Source organism: Syntrophales bacterium, assembly GCA_035363115.1.
Taxonomy (GTDB): Bacteria; Desulfobacterota; Syntrophia; order Syntrophales; family PHBD01; genus PHBD01.
Genome location: DAOSEM010000001.1, coordinates 829,257 through 847,790 on the forward strand (window position 1 = coordinate 829,257; position 18,534 = coordinate 847,790).

At 65.0% G+C, this 18,534-nt stretch carries 16 protein-coding genes; 6 read left to right on the forward strand and 10 right to left on the reverse strand.

Annotation, left to right across the window (positions count from 1 at the left end; translation table 11 throughout):
* Positions 1-55: 55 nt before the first annotated feature.
* From PLO63_03625 to PLO63_03660, 8 genes are all read right to left on the reverse strand, one after another.
* Positions 56-826: an acyl-CoA dehydratase activase gene (locus PLO63_03625; protein HOI73217.1), complete on the reverse strand. Its 771-nt coding sequence runs from the start codon at positions 824-826 to the stop codon at positions 56-58.
* Between the two features lie 2 nt (positions 827-828).
* Complete coding sequence (locus PLO63_03630) at positions 829-1,593, reverse strand: SDR family oxidoreductase (GenBank protein ID HOI73218.1); 765 nt, start codon at positions 1,591-1,593, stop codon at positions 829-831.
* Positions 1,594-1,612: 19 nt separating this feature from the next.
* Positions 1,613-2,842, reverse strand: coding sequence for a 2-hydroxyacyl-CoA dehydratase (locus tag PLO63_03635; protein HOI73219.1), 1,230 nt, complete (start codon positions 2,840-2,842; stop codon positions 1,613-1,615).
* Between the two features lie 169 nt (positions 2,843-3,011).
* Positions 3,012-5,399: a Tex family protein gene (locus PLO63_03640; protein HOI73220.1), complete on the reverse strand. Its 2,388-nt coding sequence runs from the start codon at positions 5,397-5,399 to the stop codon at positions 3,012-3,014.
* Between the two features lie 107 nt (positions 5,400-5,506).
* Positions 5,507-6,628, reverse strand: coding sequence for a 2-hydroxyacyl-CoA dehydratase family protein (locus tag PLO63_03645; protein HOI73221.1), 1,122 nt, complete (start codon positions 6,626-6,628; stop codon positions 5,507-5,509).
* A 71-nt stretch (positions 6,629-6,699) separates the two neighbouring features.
* Positions 6,700-8,418, reverse strand: coding sequence for an AMP-binding protein (locus PLO63_03650; protein ID HOI73222.1), 1,719 nt, complete (start codon positions 8,416-8,418; stop codon positions 6,700-6,702).
* A 16-nt stretch (positions 8,419-8,434) separates the two neighbouring features.
* Positions 8,435-10,228 carry an ATP-dependent zinc metalloprotease FtsH gene (gene ftsH, locus PLO63_03655; GenBank protein ID HOI73223.1) on the reverse strand — a complete coding sequence of 598 codons (1,794 nt, stop codon included), beginning with the start codon at positions 10,226-10,228 and terminating at the stop codon, positions 8,435-8,437.
* Between the two features lie 85 nt (positions 10,229-10,313).
* On the reverse strand, positions 10,314-11,303 hold the full coding sequence (locus PLO63_03660; protein ID HOI73224.1) for a KpsF/GutQ family sugar-phosphate isomerase: 990 nt from the start codon (positions 11,301-11,303) through the stop codon (positions 10,314-10,316).
* Between the two features lie 215 nt (positions 11,304-11,518).
* Here PLO63_03660 and PLO63_03665 point away from each other — a divergent pair, with 215 nt between their 5' ends.
* From PLO63_03665 to PLO63_03690, 6 genes are all read left to right on the forward strand, one after another.
* Entirely contained in the window at positions 11,519-11,977 is a 459-nt protein-coding gene (locus PLO63_03665) for a septal ring lytic transglycosylase RlpA family protein (GenBank protein ID HOI73225.1), read from the forward strand.
* Positions 11,978-12,293: 316 nt separating this feature from the next.
* Positions 12,294-13,211: a phosphate acyltransferase gene (locus tag PLO63_03670; GenBank protein ID HOI73226.1), complete on the forward strand. Its 918-nt coding sequence runs from the start codon at positions 12,294-12,296 to the stop codon at positions 13,209-13,211.
* Position 13,212: 1 nt separating this feature from the next.
* Entirely contained in the window at positions 13,213-14,127 is a 915-nt protein-coding gene (locus tag PLO63_03675) for a phosphate acyltransferase (protein HOI73227.1), read from the forward strand.
* A complete protein-coding gene (gene buk / locus PLO63_03680) occupies positions 14,120-15,193 on the forward strand; it encodes a butyrate kinase (GenBank protein ID HOI73228.1) in 1,074 nt (357 codons plus the stop codon). Before PLO63_03675 ends, buk begins: the two co-directional genes overlap by 8 nt.
* 36 nt (positions 15,194-15,229) lie before the next feature.
* Positions 15,230-15,424 (forward strand): acyl-CoA dehydrogenase family protein, encoded by a 195-nt coding sequence (locus PLO63_03685; GenBank protein HOI73229.1) that lies wholly within the window; start codon positions 15,230-15,232, stop codon positions 15,422-15,424.
* Positions 15,425-15,583: 159 nt separating this feature from the next.
* A complete protein-coding gene (locus PLO63_03690) occupies positions 15,584-16,498 on the forward strand; it encodes a 2-dehydropantoate 2-reductase (GenBank protein ID HOI73230.1) in 915 nt (304 codons plus the stop codon).
* A gap of 92 nt (positions 16,499-16,590) precedes the next feature.
* Here PLO63_03690 and PLO63_03695 read toward each other — a convergent pair whose 3' ends face one another.
* Together PLO63_03695 and PLO63_03700 are read right to left on the reverse strand one after the other, a co-directional pair.
* Complete coding sequence (locus tag PLO63_03695) at positions 16,591-17,307, reverse strand: response regulator transcription factor (GenBank protein ID HOI73231.1); 717 nt, start codon at positions 17,305-17,307, stop codon at positions 16,591-16,593.
* A 2-nt stretch (positions 17,308-17,309) separates the two neighbouring features.
* The gene (locus PLO63_03700; protein ID HOI73232.1) at positions 17,310-18,278 is read right to left on the reverse strand and encodes a HAMP domain-containing sensor histidine kinase; all 969 of its coding nucleotides are present in this window, start codon (positions 18,276-18,278) and stop codon (positions 17,310-17,312) included.
* Positions 18,279-18,534 lie beyond the last annotated feature (256 nt).

Genomic DNA, 18,534 nt, shown 5'->3' on the forward strand with positions numbered 1-18,534 from the left:
TTGCGCGTATCGGCCCGCGATCCGGCGGCGACAATCCTTCGTCACGCCGTGCGGTCTATTCCTTCCGGGCGGCCAGGACTGCAGCGCCGATGGCTCCGGTGAGCTGGGCCTGTGGGGAGACCCTGAGGGTCAGGTCGAGGGCCTTCCCCAGGGCCTGCACGACGCCGGTGTTCCGGGCCACGCCGCCGGTCATCATCACCGGAGGGACCATCCCGAGCCGCCTGGCCATGGCGGAGACGCGGGACCCGATGGATTCGTGGATCCCGGCGACGATGTTTTCCCGCTGTTCCCCCCGGGCGATGAGGGAGATCACCTCCGACTCGGCAAAGACGGTGCAGAGGCTGCTGATCCTGGCGGGCGACTCCGCCTGGAGGGAGAGGGCGCCGAAACGCTCCAGGTCCACCTCCAGGGCCCGGGCCATGACCTCCAGGAAGCGCCCCGTTCCGGCGGCGCACTTGTCGTTCATGGCGAAGGTCTTGACCCGCCCGTCCGCCTCCAGGACGATAGCCTTGCTGTCCTGGCCGCCGATGTCCACGACGGAGCGGGTTTCCGGATCCAGGAAACGGGCCCCCGCGGCATGGCAGAGGATCTCCGTGACGGCGCGCCCGGCGAAGGAAACGCTCTTCCGGCCGTAGCCGGTGGCGACGATCCCGCCGACGGCGTCTTCCGCCAGTCCCGACTCCCGGAGGATCTCCTCGTAGATCCGCCGTCCCGCCGCCTCGGCATTGTAGCCGGTGAAGGCGATCCTCCCCCGGATGAACCGGCCGTCCTCGAGGAGGGCCGCCTTGGTGCTGATGGAACCGACGTCGATGCCGACCGTGAGCATGGTCAGACGATCGAGGCCCCGCCGTCGACGGCGATGGTCTGGCCGGTGATGAAATCGGAGCAGCCCGAGCAGAGGAACAGGACCGCGTGGACCAGGTCCGACGGCTCGGAGATCCGTCCGGCGGGGGTTTTCTGGGTGATCAGCGCGGCCAGTTCCGGCGAGGACCAGAAAAGTTTGCTGAAGTTGGTTTTCACGAGGCCCGGGGCGATGGCGTTGGCCTGGATGTTGAACGGGGCCAGCTCCGAGGCCAGGACCTTCGTCATCATCTCCAGGGCGGCCTTGGCGATGCCGTAGACGCTCATGCCCGGTGTCGCCCGCGTGCCCGCCAGGGAGGAGATGCTGACGATCTTGCCCCGCTTCTTCTCCCGCATGATCGCTCCGGCCCGGCGGGCGCAGAGGAAGGCCCCCGTGAGGTTCCCGTCCATGATCCGCTGCCAGACGGCGAGCTCCGTGTCGATCAGGGAGGCGCTCATCAGGTTCATCCCCACGTTGTTGACGAGGATGTCGACGGTTCCGAACCGGGCCACAACGTCGTTGAAGAGCCTCTCCACGTCCGCTTCCTGGGCTACGTGGGCCTGAACGGCCAGCAGGCTGTCGCCGCCGTTGAGGATGGCCTTTGCCGAGTCCAGGCCGTCCGACTTCCGTCCGCAGATGGCCACCTTCGCCCCCTGCTGGAGCAGGCTGTCCGCGATCTCCAGCCCGATTCCCCGGCTGCCGCCGGTTACCACCGCCACCTTGCCGCTCAAGTCATAGGTGATGCCGTTCATTCGCATCCTCCTTGCGGGATCAATTCTTCCGGTTCCGGATCACTTCCATGAAGGCGTCGATCCGTGTGTCGATCTGGCTCTCCGAGAAGGCCCGCTCGTCCACCATGTCCGCCTCGATCATGAGGGACGGGACGCCTTTCCTCTTCTCGATGATCCGCTGGATATCGTACTGGCCCAGGGAATAGGGCTTGCAGCTCCGGTTGGAGTGCAGGACCACGCCGTCGACGCCGTACTTGTCCACCATGGCGGCGACCGTGTCGGCCATCTCGTCGACCCCGATGTTGAGGTAGATGCGGCTGTACCCTTCGGCCATGCTGCCCAGGAAGTCGCTCTCGTCCATGTACTTCAGGGATCCGCACCAGGCGGACGTGTAGGTGTCCGCCACGAGGCAGGCCCCGTGGGAAGCGAATTTCTCCGACAGCCACTTCGTGCGGTACCAGACCGGGAGGTTGTCCCACAGGAGGCGGTACCGCTCGTTTTCGATGGAGCCGATTCCCTCGGCGGCCCGCTCCCGCATCTCCGCCAGGAGATCCCGGTAGTAGTCCACGGCGATCTGCGTTCCCCGGAGGGTCACGATCAGGGCCAGGTGAAAGAAGGCGTCGAAGGCGCTGATGGGGGCGGGCCTGTTCATGGCCGTGTCGAGGACCTCCTGCCAGAGCCGTTGCCCCTCGACGGAGAGGCGGCCCACCTCCTTCATGCGGTCGAAGTCAAAGGGCCGGCCGCAGGCCTCCGCCAGGAAGGCCGTGTATTCGTCCACCTGCCGGCGGACGTACCGCCGCATGTCTTCCGTGAATTCGGTGTGGCAGAAGGGGGTGTCGAAGATGAAGAGGGGGCAGCCGAAATACCGGGCCTGGACCTCGTACCACTTGAGGACGGTTCCGCAGATGTTGTTCCCGCAGATGAGCATGTCCGGCCTCGGCAGCCCGCCGATGGGGCCGCCGTTGACGGTGGCGCAGGCGATGTCCGACCGGGCGTAGGAGCACAGGTCGCTGGCGTAGCCCATGGCCTCCGCCTTCTCGCACAGGTCGACCCCCATCTTGCTGGCCCCGATCATGGCCCCGTGGTTTTCCGGATACACGGGGATGACGTCCATGGCCAGAAGCGGCTCCACGGGTCCGCCGCTGGTGATCCAGGCGACCTTCTTCCCCGTCTGGGCCGCCGTCTTGGCCTCGATGTAGTACGTCGTCATAATGTCCTTCATCTTCTTGACGGCCTTCACCTTCCGCTTGTCTTCACCGGTCGCTGCCATGATTCCTTCCTTGCCCCGTTTTGACGAAATCTCCGGAGTTGCAGGTTGTCCAGCCCACGGTTGAATATCAGCCATCTGATGGTTGAATTTCAACCCCAAAAAGCTTCCCGTATGCCGCCGGCGCTCTTTTCTCCGCCTGAGCCCTTCGATGCGGTTCGGCAGGCGCGGATCATTTCTTCCCGAAGACCGCGGCGAAGGGGTTGTTGAAGGGGACGTTTTCCGCCGGCCCTTTCCCCTGCTTCTTCCCGTCTCCCCGCCGGTCCCGCCTCGGTCCGCCCGGACCCGGCCGGCCGCGTCCATCCGTTCCGGCGCCGGGCTTCCCGGGGCCGGGGCCTTCTCCGCCCGCACCCCGCTCCGGCCGGCTCGCGGAAGCGCCGACCGCAAGGTCCGGGTTCTTCTTCAGCGACAGGGAGATCCGCCTTCTCTCCAGATCCACCGCCAGGACCGTCACCTCGACAGCCTGGCGGACCTTCAGGACCTCCCCGGGGTCCTTCACGAAACGGTCCGCCAGCTGGCTCAGGTGGACGAGGCCGTCCTGGTGGACGCCTACATCCACGAACGCCCCGAAGGCGGTCAGGTTCGTCACGATCCCCGGAAGCTTCATGCCCGGGTGCAGATCCTCGATCTTTTCGACCCCTTCGGCGAATTGAAAGATCTCGAAGCGCTCGCGCGGATCACGTCCGGGCTTGGCCAGTTCGGCCAGAATGTCGTTCAGGGTGGGGAGGCCCACATCCTGGGTGATGTAGCTGGAGAGGTCGATTCGCTTCCGCAGCCCTGCATCCGCCAGCAGGTCCGCCACGGTGCACCCCAGGTCCGAGGCCATCCGGTCCACGATGCCGTAGCGCTCGGGGTGGACGGCGGATGCGTCGAGGGGATTCGCCCCGTCCCGGATCCGAAGGAAACCCGCGGCCTGTTCGAAAGCCTTGGCCCCGAGCCGAGGCACCTGCTTCAGCTCCTCCCGGGAGGAAAAGGGCCCGTGCTCGTCACGCCGGGCGACGATCCGGCCCGCCAGGGCGGGCCCGAGGCCGGAGACATAGGTCAAAAGTGCCGCGCTGGCCGTGTTGACCTCCACACCGACGGCGTTCACGCAGCTCATGACGGTGTCGTCCAGGCCCTGCTTGAGGGCGGTCTGATCGACGTCGTGCTGGTACTGGCCGACGCCGATCGCCTTGGGATCGATCTTGACCAGCTCCGCCAGGGGGTCCTGGAGGCGGCGGCCGATGGACACGGCGCCGCGGACGGTGACGTCGTGGTCGGGGAATTCCTCCCGGGCGGTCTTCGAGGCCGAGTAGACCGAGGCGCCGCTCTCGTTGACCATGACGACGGAAACCGCCTCCGGCAGGCCGATCTCCCGTAGGAAGGCCTCGGTCTCCCGCCCCGCCGTACCGTTCCCGACGGCGACGGCCTCGACCTGATGTTTCGCGCAGAGTTCCCGCACCAGCTCCGCCGCCTCGCCCCGGGCCCGCTCGGAGAGGTGGGGAAAGATCGTGTCGTGGTGGAGGAGCTTTCCCTGGGCGTCGAGACAGACAAGCTTACACCCCGTCCGGAAGCCCGGATCCAGGGCGAGGAGCCGCTTCTGCCCGAGGGGCGGGGCCAGGAGGAGTTGCCGGAGATTCTCGGCAAAGACCCGGATCGCCTCTGTGTCGGCACGCTTCTTCGTGGCCAGGCGGATCTCCGTCTCCATGGCCGGGCACAACAGGCGCCGGTAGCCGTCCTCGACGGCCAGCCGGACCTGCTCCGACGACGAACCGCCGCTCTTCACAAACATCTCCACGAGGAGCGCCAGCGCCTCCGCTTCCGGCGGAACGACCCGGAGGAACAGGAACTCCTCCTTTTCGCCCCGCCGCATGGCCAGGATCCGGTGGGACGGCGCCCGGACGGCGGGTTCTTCCCAGTCGAACCAGTCGCGGAAGCGGTTGCCCTCCGTCTCCTTGCCCGGAACGACCCGGGACTGGAAGACGGCCTTCTCCGCGAAGAAGGCCCGCATACGGGACCGGGCCTCCTCGCTCTCGTTGATCCGCTCGGCGAGGATGTCCCGCGCCCCGGCGAGGGCCTCCGCCACGGAGGCCACGCCCTTTTCGGCATCGACGAAGGCGGCCGCCGCGGTCTCGGGATCGAGGTCCGCCTCCTGGGCGAAGATCCTGTCCGCCAGGGGCTCCAGACCCTTTTCCCGGGCGATCATGGCCCGGGTCCGCCGCTTGGGCCGGAAGGGGAGATAGACGTCCTCCAGAACGGAGAGTGTCTCGGCGGCGGCGATCTTTGCCGCCAGCTCGTCCGTCAGGAGCTCCCGCTCCGCCAGGGACTTCAGGATCGCCTCGCGACGCCTGTCCAGCTCGGCAAGCTGTGCAAGGCGGTCCCGGATCTCCGCGATCTGGACCTCGTCGAGGGTTCCCGTCGCCTCTTTCCGGTAGCGGGCGATGAAGGGCACCGTCGCCCCTTCGCCGAGGAGGCGCGCCGTCGCCTCGACCTGCCCCGGCGCGATGCCGAGCTCCCCGGCGATCCGCTGAATATGTGCTTCCGTGGCCTCCGCCGCGGCGTTTGCCGTCAGTTCCGTCATGTCCGATTCCTTTGAGGATTGGATTCCGGGGATCCCCCGGTCTTCGGGGTCCGCCGGCCTTCGGGTCCGCTGTGCTGTCACGGCGGGACGGGGCCGGCAGTCCGGGTTTACAGCATCTCCAGGAACGCCTCGATGCGGGTCCGGAGCTGTCCTTCCGGCGGCAGCGGGTCCTCCACTTCCATCAGGAGGCTGGGGATGCCCTCCCGGTCGAGGGCCGCCTTCAGGTACGGATAATCGAAGGCGTGGGGATCACAGAACTTCAGGAGCAGGAAGATGACGCCCCGGGCGTTCTTCTCCTTTACGAGGCCCACCAGGTGGTCCGCCCGGTTCGTGAGACCCCCGTGCTTCGCCGGGCAGACGACCCGCTTCACGAGGCGGTCCGCCATCCCCTCGATCGGGTCTCCGTCCAGGGGAATCGGCTCCTCGAAGGCCCTGCCGCCGGTGCAGAGATCATCCCAGACGACGGCCCCGCCGGCGTCGGCGATCATGCCGTAGACGTCCGGGGCGTTGCAGACGCCGCCGGAGAGGATCAGCCGGTGGGGCCGCTTCGCCGCGGCCGGCGTGTCCTTTCCGGCCGCATCCGCCAGAAATACCTCCAGGAGGGCCAGGAAGCGCCGGCGATCCGTGATCATGGAGGCCCGGATGACCCGGTGGACGTCGCTGCCGGAGACCAGGGCGGGATTCGCCGTCCTGAGCTCGTATAGTCGCCTCAGGGCCGCCCGGACGCCGTTGGTAAGGCCGATGGCCTCCTTGAGGGCCTCGTCTGTGATTGAAACCGAGAGGGATTTTTCAAGGTCCCCACGGAACTTCCGGAGAACGTCCGCCATGTAGTCCCGGGCGCTCGTCGTCGTCAGCTTCACCGGCAGGACCACGTCGGCGTGGAAGCCGAAGGGGATGTTGAGGCGCCAGATGTCCGAGAGGCGCTGGATCGAGTCGCAGGTATGGGGGAAGACCATCCCGTCCAGGAAGTCCAGGTTTCCCGACAGGGCCTCCTCGAGGATGCCCCGCACCAGGGAGCAGCAGTAGGTCTGGAGATGGGCGTCGGCCCGGTGGATGGCCTGGGCCGTTCCGAGGAGGCGGAGCGGGTGAGCCCCCGCCGCCAGGATCAGCTCCTCCGGCGTGTAGGAGCAGACGTAGCCCACCGTCCTTCCGTTTGTCCGTTTCTTGAGGTCTCTTGCGTATCCGCCGGCGTCCGCCAGGGCCGCCGTGATTTCAGCCATCGGATTCATCGATGTCGATCTCCTGTTGTGGTTTCCGGTCCGTATGTCGCAGCAGGCGATCTTTCAAGCCCGCGCGGCGGCTATTCTCCGGAGAACTTGCCGCAGGCCTTCAGCTTCTCGATCTCCTCCTGCTCCAGGGCGTTGTAGGCGATCTTGCCCACCAGGGTGCAGGGGAGGGTGCTCCGGAATTCGATCTCCCGGGGGCAGCTCCACTTGATCAGGTGGTCCTGGCAGTGGCGGATCAGCTTCTGCTCCATTTCCGGGGTCTCGTTCGCCCGGTCCTTCAGGACCACGAAGGCCTTTACCCGCTGGACCTGGGCCTCGTCGGGGACGCCGATGACGCAGGCGTCCTTCACGTCCGGGTGGGCGTAGAGGATGTCCTCCACCTGGGCTGGATAGACGTTCATCCCCGAGGACTTGATCATCCTCTTGAGGCGGAGCTTGAAGTAGAAGAAGCCGTCGGCGTCCATGGAGGCGATGTCACCGGTGTGGAGCCAAACCCTGCCGTCGGCATGAGTCTTCAGCGTCCGGGCCGTCTCCTCCGGGGAGTCCAGGTATCCCATCATGACCGCCGGCCCGGAGACGCAGAGCTCGCCCTCCTCTCCCAGGGGCGCCTCCTCCGTCGTATCGACGATCACGACCTTGGCCAGCATGTCCGGAAAGGGCACGCCGACGCTCCCCTCGCGGTATTCCTGGATCGGCGTGGCCATGATGGCCGTCACCGCCTCGGTGAGGCCGTAGCCCTCCAGGAGTTTCACATTGCCCCCCCGCTCCTTCACGAGCGCTTCGAAGCGCTCCTTCACCGGCCGGGGCAGGGTGTCGGCGCCGCTGAAGGTGGCCATCAGGCAGGACAGGTCGGCGCTCTGGAAGACGGGATTCCGGCAGAGGGCCTCGAAGAGCGTGGGGACCCCCACCACGAAGGAGGGGCGCTTCTTCTTGATCAGGCCGGCCACGATCTCCGGGGTGAACTGGGGGACCAGGATGCTCTTGGCCCCGCCCATGAAGGCGGCGTTGATGCAGACCCCCAGGCCGAAGCCGTGGAAGATGGGCAGGATGGCCAGGATGCCGTCGTTCTTCCCCAGGTTGCCCCAGGCGGAGACCATCATGCCTTCGCTGATGAAGTTGTAGTTGGAGAGCATGATCCCCTTGGGGGTGCCCGTCGTGCCGCCGCTGTAGAGGATCACCGCCAGGTCGTCCGTGTCCATGCCGGCCTTCGGCGTTTTCGGCCAGGAGGCGGCCATCATGTCCTTCCACCAGGTCACCATCGGATCCGCCGGCACCGGCGGGATCTTCCGGCCCTTTGTCAGGTTGAAGCCGATCTTCTTGACGAGACCCAGGTAGTCGGGGATTCGCGCCAGGATCAGCCGCTCCAGCGGGGTCTCGTTTTTCACTTCCTTGAATTTCCCGTAGAAGGCGTCCAGGGTCAGTGCAAAGCGGCTCTGGCTGACGTTCAGGTAGAAGGCGATCTCCTTGGCGGTGGAGAGGGGATGGATCATGCTGGCCACGGCTCCCAGCCGGTTGGCGGCATAGAAGGCGATGACCCCCTGGGGGCTCGTGGGCATGGAGATGGTGATCCGGTCGCCTTTTTTCAGGCCGAGGCCCGCCAGGGCGTCGGCGCACCGGTCGATCTCCCGGGCGAACTCGCGGTAGGTGGCGGTGGTGTCCAGGAAGTCCCAGGCCACGGTATCGGGGGACTTCTCCGCCGTCTGCATGAGGGCCTCGTACATGGTCACCCGCGGATAGTCGAGGGACTCCGGGACGTGGCCGTAGAATTTCACCCATGGTTTGCTGCCGCCCATAAGACAGGACCTCCTTTCACAGCAGTGCCTTGATCTCCTCGCCGTCGAGCTTCTCCTTCTCCAGGAGCAGCGTTGCCCCCCGGACGAGGGATTCCTTCTTCTTCTGCAGGATGTCCTTCGCCACGGCGTACTGGGCGTCGATGATCCCCATGACCTCCCGGTCGATGGTCCGGGCGGTCTCGTCGCTGTAGTCGCCGCCCTCCCTGGCCCCCGGATCCAGGAACAGGGAGCGCCGCTCCCGGGAGAGGTAGACCTGGCCCAGTACGCTGCTCATACCGTACTCCTTGATCATGCTCTTGGCGATCTCTGTCGCCCGAGACAGGTCGTTGTGGGCACCCGTGGAGATGTCGCCGAAGACGATCTCCTCCGCCGCCCGGCCACCCAGAAACGTGGCGATCTTATTGAGAAGCTCGGTCCTCGTCATGAGGAACCGGTCCTCCGTGGGGACCTGCATGGTATAGCCCAGTGCGGCGATGCCGCGGGGGATGATGGAGATCTTCTGCACCGGGTCCGTCCCGGGCAGGGACAGGGCCACCAGGGCGTGGCCCATTTCATGGTAGGCCACCGTCTCCCGCTCCTTGGGGTTGATGAGGCGGTTCTTTTTCTCCAGGCCGCCGACGATGCGCTCCACCGCCTCCGAGAACTCGGCCATGCTCACGTCCTTCCGGTCTCTCCGGACCGCCAGCAGGGCCGCCTCGTTCACAAGGTTGGCGAGATCCGCTCCCACCATTCCCGGCGTCATCGCGGCCAGGCGCTCCACGTCCACATCCGGGGCCGTCTTGATTTTCTTCAGGTGGACCTTCAGGATGTCCTCCCGCCCCTTCCTGTCCGGCCGGTCCACCAGGACGTGGCGGTCGAACCGCCCGGCCCGGAGGAGCGCCGGGTCGAGGATCTCCGGCCGGTTCGTGGCGGCCATGAGGATGACGCCGACCTTCGGGTCGAAGCCGTCCATCTCCACGAGGAGCTGGTTGAGGGTCTGCTCCCGCTCGTCGTGGCCGCCCATGGCGCCGAATCCCCGGGCCTTCCCCAGGGCGTCCAGCTCGTCGATGAAAATGATGCAGGGGGCCTTCTCCTTGGCCTGGACGAAGAGGTCCCGGACGCGGGCGGCGCCCATGCCGACGAACATCTCGACGAACTCGGAGCCGCTGATGCTGAAGAAGGGGACGCCGCTCTCCCCCGCAACGGCCTTGGCCAGGAGGGTCTTTCCCGTCCCCGGGGGGCCCACAAGCAGGATTCCCTTGGGGATCTTGCCTCCCAGGATCCCGAATTTCCCGGGGTTCTTGAGGAAGTCGATAACCTCCACCAGCTCCTGCTTCGCCTCGTCCACGCCCGCCACGTCATCGAAGGTGACGTTCAGCTCGTTCTCCACGTAGATCTTCGCCTTGTTTTTCCCCAGCGTCATGAAGCCCGCCTGCTGGCTCCCCATGCGCTTCATGAGCCAGTACCAGATGCCCACGAAGATCAGGACCGGCAGGACCCAGGACAGGAGGTCCCTGACAAAGGTGGATTCAATCTCCCCCTTGAAGACCACCGGATACTGGGCGAGCATGTTGGACAGCTCCGAGTCGACGCGGATCGTCTTGAAGGCCTTGGTGTCTTCCGGCTTGCCGCCCTCGACCTTCATCTTGCCCTGGATCTGGTTGGCCGTGACGGCGATCTCGGTGATCTTTCCGCTTTTCAGGAGGGTGAGGAACTGGCTGTAGGGGATCACCTGGACGGCGAAGAGCGAGGAGATGTAGCTCTGGATGAGCAGAACCGCCCAGATCGCCAGGAAGACGTACCAGATGGAGAAACGGTGCTTCTTGTCCATGTTCGATCTCCTCGCGGGAACGCCCGCTTTTCGGTATTGAATGAACGGAACTCGCGTGGGGACGCCCGGGGGAGGGTCGGGAATCCTACGGAATGACGGTCATCTTCAGGGTGCCGCCCCGTCCGAGGATGTCGTGGAGGTGGACGTATCCCATTAGCCGGTTTTTCCCGTTGACGACCACCAGGGTGGTGATCTCCCGCTGCTGCATCGCCTCGATGGTCTCCCCGAGGGTGGTGTCCTCCCCGATGGTGCGGGGATTCGGGGTCATGAATGCGTCGATGGGCCCCTGGAGCGTTCGTCCCTTCCGGATGTGGCGGCGGACGTCGCCGTCCGTCAGGATTCCCAGGAGCCGGTCCTTCTTGTCCGTAACGAGAACGAAGCCCATGTTCTTCTCGTCCATGACTTCGATGGCCCGGAGGGCAGGGGTGCCGGCGAAGACGCGGGGGATCCGCTCCCCGCTGATCATGATGTCGCGCACCTTTTCCCGGAGCCGGAGCCCCAGGGTTCCGCCGGGGTGCAGCTTGTAGAAGTCCTTCTCCCGGAACTTGCGCTTCCCGATGAGGGCCACTGCCAGGGCGTCGCCCATGGCGAGGGCGGCGGTGGTGCTGGAGGTCGGGGCCAGCCCGAAGGGACAGGCCTCCCGCTCGACCCCCACGTCGATGACGACCTCACCGGCCCGGGCGAGACTGGAGGCGGGATTGCCCGTCATGGTGATGAGCGGCGTCCCGATGGCCTGGATGCTGCCGACCAGCATGAGAAGCTCCTGGGTCTCACCGCTGTTGGAGATGGCCAGGAGGATGTCGTCCTTCGTGACGATGCCCAGGTCCCCGTGGAGCCCCTCGACGGGATGGAGGAAGAGGGCCTGGGTGCCCGTGCTGGTCAGGGTGGCGACGATCTTCTTGCCGATGAGGCCGGATTTCCCGATGCCGCTGACGATGACCCGGCCCTTGGACTTCCAGATGAGATCCACGGCCTTTGAGAAATTCCGGTCCAGCCGGTCCATCAGGCCGAGAATGCTTTCCGCTTCGATTTTGAGGACTTCCTTTGCCTTGGCGATGGTCTGATCGGTTGCCATGAAACGTCGGTTCCTTTGCGCACCGCCGGAGGAGTGGCCCGGCAGGTAGTGAATATCGCTTGGAAAATCATCAGAAACTGTCGGAACGCTACCAGAAATCCGGCGTGCTGGCAAGAGGCGGTTTCGGGGCGATCCGGATCGGCGATTTGATTCCGCCGGTGAGTATGGTATGGAATGGTCCGCCTGCATGGAAATTCATCGCCGGGGAGTCGTTCATGCATCCAGTGAATCGGATCGGCAAGATTGCATGGTTTGCCGCCGCCTGCCTGCTTGTTTTCTTCGCCGCCGTCCTGCCCCTCCGGGCGGAAGAGCCGTCCGGAAGTGAAACCGCCGTGGCGGAGAAGGCGGATGCCTCCGCCGGGAACGAGCAGGATGGGACGCTCGGTAAGGCCTATTATTACCACAAGCGCTACAACTTCCGGAAAACCAGCTCGGGGGCGGTCTACGACCCCCGGAAAATGACGGCGGCCCACCCGACACTGCCCCTGGGTACGAGGGTGAAGGTGATCAACCTTGCCAACGACCGGTCGGTCGTCGTGACCGTCAACGACCGTTGCCGCCATCACAGCTTCGAATTCATCGACCTGTCACGGGCGGCAGCGCGGGAACTCGGCTTCTTCGGCCGGGGGATGGCGCAGGTGCGGATCATCCCGCTTCAGGAAGAGCCGGAGTGATGCAGGTCACGGTTTGATCCTGCCAAGGGCCGTTTTAACCGCCGCCGGTTGGATGAGAAGAACATCGCCCGCTTACGGGCACAGTGATACAGAGTAGCTTTCCCGATCCACCCGAACGCTTGCTGGAAAGAAAGCAATGCCGGATCTCAAGCGTTTCAAATCCATTTCTGACAACGTTTCCCCGGGGCCGATCCAAGGAGGCATGAGGTCTCGCATTCACGCGCCTTGACCACCCGTTCGGAGCGTACCGTTATCGAAGCCGGGCGTCGATGTCGGCCTGTGAAGGTTATTTCATCCGGGCAGAAAGGGGTATGTCATGATCCGATCGTTGGCGGACTTTACGAGGATTGCGAAAGAAAAGGGACCGAAGAAGCTCGCCGTGCTTGCGCCGGAGGACGAGGACTTCATGCGGGCGGTCAAGACGAGCTGGGAGATGGGCTACATCGAGCCCGTTCTCATCGGCAACAGCGAGAAAATGGAGCGGGTGGCGGGCCGGGTCGGCTTCGACATCGGGAGCTTCGACAAGATTCCGGGCGTCGAGCAGCAGGCCATCTCCGACCTGGGGATCCGCATGCTCTTCTCGGGAGAGCTGCCCATCGCGAGCAAGGGCCAGATCCCGACCTCCTACATTTACCGCTCCATCATCCGCGAGGAGGCGAAGGCGGCCTCCGGCATGACTGTAAGCGTCGTCACCTTCTGGGAGATTCCCGGCATCGACCACCTGGTGGTCTTCACGGACACGGGCGTCAACATCAAACCCGACGCCAGGGCCAAGGCGGAGATCATCAAGAACGCCGTTTTTGTCTATCACCTCATGGGCGTTCCGAGGCCGCGGATCTCCGTTCTTTCGGGAAAGCGGGAGGTGGGCGGCGATCTGGCCTCCTACCGGGACTACCGGTTTCTCAGGAAAGCGGCGGCCGTCGGAGAACTGGGGGAGTGCGAAATCGTCGATGCCACCTCCTTCACGGAGATCTTCCGGGGCTCCAGGCGGCCCGGGGCTCCGGCCCGGGATGTCAGGCGGGAGATGCCCCACATCCTGGTGGTGCCCTGCCTCGACACGGGCAACGTCATCTGCAAGCTCGACTTCTTCCTCGATGTAACCCGCAGCTCGCTGGTCGCCGCGTCCCGGGGACCCGTTTGCATCCCCGCCCGCTCGGATTTCAGCGACAACATCGTGCAGCAGCTGGCCATGTGTGTCGTCCTGGCCGACCGCATGGGAAAGGAGGTGCACTGAGATGATCCGGTCCTTCAAAGACATCCTGGAAGCGGCCATGCAGGCGGGACCGAAGCGGATCGCCGTTCCTTTTCCCACGGTCGAAGACGTCCGGATCCTCTCCCGGGCGGCGGCGTCGGGACTTGCCGTCCCCTGCCTGATCGGCAGGGCGGAATCGCTGAAGGCAGCCGTGGGACGGACTCCCCTGGCATCCCGGGAGCACGAGATCGTGGACGGGAGCGACCGGAAGGAGGCCCTGCGGCACGCGGTGGCCCGGGTCCGGGATGGCCGGGCGGACATCCTGATGCAGGGCGGCCTGTCGCACCGGACCCTGATGAAGGCCGTGCTGGACCCCGCCGGCGGCCTGAAGAAAAAGGGCGGCACGGCGAGCTACATCTCCGTCTTTCCGCTCCTGAAACGGGAGAAGCTGATCCTCATTACGGACACGTTCCTCAACGACTTCCCGGGCCTGGTCGAGAAGCAGGGGATCCTGAACAACGCCCTCCGGCTTGCGCGCCGGCTCGGCATCGAGACGCCGAACGTGGCCGTCCTGGCGGCAATCGAGCAGGTCAATCCGGGCATCCCTTCGACGCTGGACGCGGCGATCCTCTCCAAAATGGGGGAGAGGAGGCAGTTCGGCAAGGCCGTCGTCGAGGGGCCCATAGACATCGACTGCGCCCTGAGCAAGGTCGCGGCGGACCGGAAGGGACTGCAGAGCGCCGTCACCGGCAATGTCGACATCTACCTGGTTCCCGAGATCGATACGGGCCACCTGCTGGCGGAATCCCTTGTCTTCTTCGGGGGCATGCAGACCGTGGGCATTGTTGCGGGAACGGCCGGGCCGGTGCTCCTGAAGCTTCCCTTCGTGGCTGCGGAAAACCGGGTCGTGGAGATCGCCCTGGCCGGTCTGCTCTCGGGAGGAGCGAACCATGGATAAGGATTACCGCCTCCTCGCCATCAATGTCGGCTCGACCTCGACGAAGGTCGCCTTCTTCCGGGGAGAGCAGGCCGTCGCCCAGGACAACATCGTCTACCGGGGAGAGGACCTGTCCCGTTTTTCCTCCCTGGCGGAGCAGCTTCCCCTGCGCGAGGAAGGCGTCCTGAAGTTCCTGGAGAAAAACGGGATCGGCCTGGAGGAGATCGACATCGTGGTCAGCCGCGGCGGCCTGGGACGGCCGGCACCCGCCGGGGCCTACCGGATCGACGACGCCATGCGCCGCGACCTCCTGGAGGGGGTCTACGGGACGCATCCCTCCGCCCTGGGGCCGTCCATGGCCCTCGACTTTTCAAAAAAATGCGGCATGCCCGCCATCGTCATCGATCCGCCCAGCACCGACGAGTTCGAGCCCCTGGCTCGGATCTCCGGGATTCCCGAGATCGAGCGCAAGAGCGGGCTCCACGCCCTGAACCAGAAGATGGCGGCGCGCCGGTGCGCCGCCGGGCTGGGGAAGAAGTACGAGGAGATCGACGTCGTCGTGGCCCACCTGGGAGGAGGCATCACCATCGGCGCCCACCGGAAGGGCCGGGTGGTCGACTGCACCCACGGGCTCGCGGAAGGCCCCTTCACGCCGGAGCGGGCCGGGGCGCTGCCGACAATGGACCTCCTGGACCTCGCCCTTTCCGGGACGATGGACAGGAAGCAGCTCCAGGGGCGCCTGGTGGGAAAGGGCGGACTGGCGGCGTATCTCGGCACGACGGATGCCCGGGTCGTAGAGGAGCGGATCCGGGGAGGGGACGAACAGGCCGGGCTCGTCTTCGAGGCCATGGCCTACCAGGCCGCCAAGGACATCGGCGCCATGAGCACGGTCCTGGCGGGGCGGATCGACGGGATCGTCCTGACGGGCGGTCTGGCCCACTCGGAGATGCTCACCGGCCGGATTGGGGAGCGGGTCCGCTTCATCGCCCCCGTCTTCGTGTATCCCGGCGAGGACGAGATGACGGCCCTGGCGGAGGGAGGGCTCCGGGTCCTCCGGAACGAAGAGGACGTGAAGCCGTACTCGTAGCCGAGCCGGCAGGAAGCGGAATCACCGGGGGACGCCATGTTTTTCCCATGGACGGAGGCGGCGATGCGGCACACCGTCAAGGCAGTCCAGATCCACGGCGGATACGGGTATGTCAAGGGAGCGAAGGTGGAGCGCCTGATGCGGGACGCCAAGATTGCCGAGATTTACGAAGGCACGTCGGAGGCGCAGCGGATGGTGATCTCCGGAAATACAATGCGTCGGGGTGGCTGAAGGGCGGGCATCCGCCCCGATCCGGTCATCCCTTCGGGACACCGGGATCGGGGTTTTTGGCTCCTCCGGGGCGGATCCCGTCACGGCCATCCGGTTCCTTTTGCAGACCGGTCCTCATGCAAAACGGACCATTCGACCATGTCCAGGGAGGCGAGTGTCATGACGGCCATCCACAAGGTTTCCATCATCGGGGCGGGCGCGCTGGGGGCGGCGTACGGGGCGCTCTTGTACGACATGGATCCGGGATGCGTGTCCTTCGTCGCCGCCGGCGAGCGCTTCGAGCGGCTCGGGAGGGAAGGCGTGACCGTCAACGGCAGGCGCTACGCCATCCCCGTTCTTTCGCCGGAAGACGCATCGGCGCCGGCGGATCTCGTGATCGTCGCCGTCAAGAACCACCACCTGGACGCGGCGATCGGAGAGATGAAAAACCGGGTCGGCGGGGACACGATCATCCTGTCCCTCATGAACGGGATCGACAGCGAGGAGCGCATCGGCGCCGTCTACGGCATGGACAAGGTCCTGTACGCCCTGACCATGGGGATCGACGCCCTCCGGGAGAGCAACCGGGTTATCTACACGACGCAGGGAAGGATCTTTTTCGGGGAGGCGAAGAATCCCGCCGTGACGGAGCGGGTGGCCCGGGTGCAGGCGCTGTTCGACCGGGCCGGGATCGCCTGGGAGACGCCGCCCGACATGATCCGCACCCTATGGTGGAAGTTCATGGCCAATGTGGGCATCAACCAGGCTTCGGCGGTCCTGCGGGCGCCCTATTCCGCCTTCCAGGTTCCGTCGGAGGCGAGGGACCTGATGCTGTCGTCCATGCGGGAGGTGATCGCCGTCGCCGAGAAGGCCGGGGTCAGCCTGACGCAAGAGGACATCGAGGCCTTCGACCCGATCCTGGCCCGCCTGAGCCCCGAGGGCAAGACGTCCATGCTGCAGGACGTGGAGGCCCGCCGGAAGACCGAGGTGGAGATGTTCGCCGGGACGATGATCGCCCTGGGGGAGAAATACGGCGTGGACGTGCCGGTGAACCGGAGGCTCTTCGAGGCCATCCGGAACATTGAAAAAGCCTGATTAGGGGCAGGAGACATGGCCGTCGGCCGCCGGTCCATGCTCAGGGACGGCAGAACCCAGCCGGGATGTTCCAAGGGACCGCATGCTCCCGGTCAAGGGTGATCGAACAGGTATCCCACCGAGCGGAGGCTCTTGAAGTAGACAGGGTGCTCCGGATCCCGCTCGAAGTATTTCCGCAGGCGGACCATGAAACTGTCCACCGTCCGCGTCGCCGTCACTCCCGAGTACCCCCAGCCCACCTCCAGGAGCACCTTGCGGGAGAGGGGCTTCCCCCGGTTCGTGATGAACACCCGGAGCAGCTTGATTTCCTGGTCCGTCAGCTGAACGGTTCCCTGCCGGCACTGCGCCGTCTTGGTCTCGAAGTCGATGGTGTTCTCGCCGAAGGAATAGGTCTTCGTCGCCCCGGCCCCGGATGCGGCACCTCGGCTCCAGGAAGATCTCGTGAGGAGCCGTTCGACCCGGAGCAGGAATTCGTCCAGGTTGAAAGGCTTGGCGAGGTAGTCGTCGACACCGCAGGAAAACCCGCGAATCCGGTCGTCGGGCTCCCCTTTGGCGGATAGAATCAAAACGGGGAGCCTCTCGTCCTCCAGCCGGATGTGACGAAGGACCGACAGGCCGTCGAGCCCGGGCAGCATGATGTCGAGGACGATCAGGTGGGGATTCCACTCTTTCCAAAGGTCCAGCCCCCGTGTTCCGCTGCCGGCGATCGCCGTTTCGTACCCTTGAAGTGTCAGGTTCAGTTTCAGGCCCTCGGCGATGTGCTCGTCGTCCTCGATGATGAGGACGCGCCTGGTCGGAGTCTCTTTCATGGTCATCCTTTTTTCTTTGCGGGGCGCCGAAGGGACAGGGTGAAGACGGATCCCTGCCCGATTCCCTCGCTTTCGGCCGTCATGTTCCCCTGGTGAAGCCTGGCGATGTGCTGGGCGAGGTACAGTCCGATGCCGCTCCCCCCGGCGGGCGCCTGTTCGCTGCGGTGGCGTCCCTGGTAGAATTTCCTGAATATTTTCTTGAGATCCTTCCCGTCGATGCCGATACCGTTGTCCCGAAAGCGAATCAGGATCCGGTCCCTGTCCTCTTCAAAGGCAATGTCCACCCGGGGTTGTCCCGAGTCATTGTACTTCACGGCATTGCTCAGGGTGTTCATGAGCAGCATCTCAAACAGGGGGACGACGACGGGATACAGGAATGCCTTGCCCGGGGGGTTTCCCACGCTGATTTCACAGCCCCGGAAGAGATGGCGGTTGCCGGCCAGGAACTCCCGCACCAGCTCCACCAGGTCCACCGTCGTGAAGTCTCCTCTGTAAACCCTGCTTTCGATCCGGGCCAGATTCAGGATGCTGTTGATGTTGCCGGCCAGCCGCTCCACGTCCCGGAGCATGAAGCCGATGTACCGGAGCTGGTCTTCCCTCGGGATCTCGTGCCTCGCGAAGGTTTCCAGGTAGAGCTTCAGCGACGTCACCGGCGTTTTGAGCTCGTGGGTGAAGTTGTTGATGAACGTGTTCTGGAGTCGGTAGAGGTGCATCGTCTTGACGTTGTAGATGAAGATCATGAGGACGCCGACCAGGATGACGCCGACCAGGAGCGACAGGATGACGATGACGACCCAGGTCCTCGCTTCGAAAAACTGGTTCGGATCGAGGTTGTAGCGAAGGCTGAGCGCCTTGAGCCCTTCGCTGACGCCGACATACCAGTAGATGTAGAGAAAGAGCGAGATGGCCAGCGCGATCACGGAAAGGACGAAGGTGAATACGGGGCGGAAAAACCATTTTGCCTGTTCCATGATCCCTTCCTGCCGCTGCGGACTTTTCTCCACCGTCCTCATCCTGGCGACGATCACGTCGACGGGAGCCCCTGCTGCGGGAAATTTGCCGGCCGAGTCTGTGGGGCGGGACGGCATGTGAGGGAACCTATATGACACGGTGTTTCCTGTCAATCTTTCGAGGGGAGCGCTCCTCCCGGCTGCGCATTGTAAAAGTATTGTAAAACAGCAACCTGGGCCTTTTCGTGGACCTGTTTTCGTACTAAAGACGGCCTGA

What these genes read in the sequence shown, in the direction of transcription:
- PLO63_03640 (HOI73220.1), bottom strand. Translation starts at nt 5,399, where the DNA reads ATGACGGAACTGACGGCAAACGCCGCGGCGGAGGCCACGGAAGCACAT.
- PLO63_03665 (HOI73225.1), top strand. Translation starts at nt 11,519, where the DNA reads ATGCATCCAGTGAATCGGATCGGCAAGATTGCATGGTTTGCCGCCGCC.
- PLO63_03670 (HOI73226.1), top strand. Translation starts at nt 12,294, where the DNA reads ATGATCCGATCGTTGGCGGACTTTACGAGGATTGCGAAAGAAAAGGGA.
- PLO63_03685 (HOI73229.1), top strand. Translation starts at nt 15,230, where the DNA reads ATGTTTTTCCCATGGACGGAGGCGGCGATGCGGCACACCGTCAAGGCA.
- PLO63_03695 (HOI73231.1), bottom strand. Translation starts at nt 17,307, where the DNA reads ATGAAAGAGACTCCGACCAGGCGCGTCCTCATCATCGAGGACGACGAG.
- PLO63_03675 (HOI73227.1), top strand. Translation starts at nt 13,213, where the DNA reads ATGATCCGGTCCTTCAAAGACATCCTGGAAGCGGCCATGCAGGCGGGA.
- PLO63_03700 (HOI73232.1), bottom strand. Translation starts at nt 18,278, where the DNA reads ATGGAACAGGCAAAATGGTTTTTCCGCCCCGTATTCACCTTCGTCCTT.
- PLO63_03625 (HOI73217.1), bottom strand. Translation starts at nt 826, where the DNA reads ATGCTCACGGTCGGCATCGACGTCGGTTCCATCAGCACCAAGGCGGCC.
- PLO63_03635 (HOI73219.1), bottom strand. Translation starts at nt 2,842, where the DNA reads ATGGCAGCGACCGGTGAAGACAAGCGGAAGGTGAAGGCCGTCAAGAAG.
- PLO63_03660 (HOI73224.1), bottom strand. Translation starts at nt 11,303, where the DNA reads ATGGCAACCGATCAGACCATCGCCAAGGCAAAGGAAGTCCTCAAAATC.
- PLO63_03650 (HOI73222.1), bottom strand. Translation starts at nt 8,418, where the DNA reads ATGGGCGGCAGCAAACCATGGGTGAAATTCTACGGCCACGTCCCGGAG.
- buk (HOI73228.1), top strand. Translation starts at nt 14,120, where the DNA reads ATGGATAAGGATTACCGCCTCCTCGCCATCAATGTCGGCTCGACCTCG.
- PLO63_03690 (HOI73230.1), top strand. Translation starts at nt 15,584, where the DNA reads ATGACGGCCATCCACAAGGTTTCCATCATCGGGGCGGGCGCGCTGGGG.
- ftsH (HOI73223.1), bottom strand. Translation starts at nt 10,228, where the DNA reads ATGGACAAGAAGCACCGTTTCTCCATCTGGTACGTCTTCCTGGCGATC.
- PLO63_03645 (HOI73221.1), bottom strand. Translation starts at nt 6,628, where the DNA reads ATGAATCCGATGGCTGAAATCACGGCGGCCCTGGCGGACGCCGGCGGA.
- PLO63_03630 (HOI73218.1), bottom strand. Translation starts at nt 1,593, where the DNA reads ATGAACGGCATCACCTATGACTTGAGCGGCAAGGTGGCGGTGGTAACC.